Genomic DNA, 762 nt, shown 5'->3' on the forward strand with positions numbered 1-762 from the left:
CAATCATTTACGTAACTCCTGTCGTCACTCGGCTGTTGAATGCGGTTTGGACGCCGATTGTTTTCCGGCGAAACGCCACGACCGCTGAACCAGTTTCTTCAGGTGGAGTTCACCTCTCCCAAAAGCCGCTTTGGCTTCCAGGCGATCTTCCGTCGTGTCTCCCGCGAGGTCTTCAATCCTACAAATCATGCGCGAGCTAACGGGCGACGTGGCGATGACGATGCGCGCGCTCTTCGCTACGGCCGCGCGGCGATCGATCCGCCCATATTGCCGGTCCGGCGAATGCGACGGCTGCCGAGAGCTCCCACCAGTTGGCGCGCTTCATTTTCCGTTCGAGAACGTCAGTTCGTCGACGCCGATTGCGGCGAAGTAGGGCTCGATCATTTCTGGCGTGACATCTTCCATGAAGGCGGGAGACCATTTTGGCTTGCGATCCTTGTCGATCACGGCCGCGCAGACGCCCTCACGGAAATCATCGGTGCGGAACGCTTCCAGCGCAGCGCGATACTCGCGCACCAGGCATTCCTCCAGCGAAGACGATAGCCGCGCCAGCCGAAGCAATCTCAGCGTCACCTTCATGGCGCGCGGCGATTTTCCGCCTAGCGCTCTCAGCGTCGACAGAGCGGGCTCTGAGCCGCTCCTCCGCAGCGCACCGACAATCTCCTCCAGGCTGTCATAGGCAAACCATTCATCGATTTGGTGCCTGAGCGAAGCTATTGGTCCGGATGTTTCTCCCGTCGCAAATCGTTCGATCTGCGTCTT

At 59.4% G+C, this 762-nt stretch carries 1 protein-coding gene; it reads right to left on the reverse strand.

The genetic code is table 11. The features are described 5' to 3' along the window. Positions 1 to 321 precede the first annotated feature (321 nt). Positions 322 to 762 (reverse strand): enoyl-CoA hydratase/isomerase family protein (locus tag AC630_RS43210; protein WP_208867124.1); only part of this gene is annotated, 441 nt, incomplete at its 5' end.

The organism is Bradyrhizobium sp. AS23.2 (assembly GCF_001908185.1).
Lineage (GTDB): Bacteria > Pseudomonadota > Alphaproteobacteria > Rhizobiales > Xanthobacteraceae > Bradyrhizobium.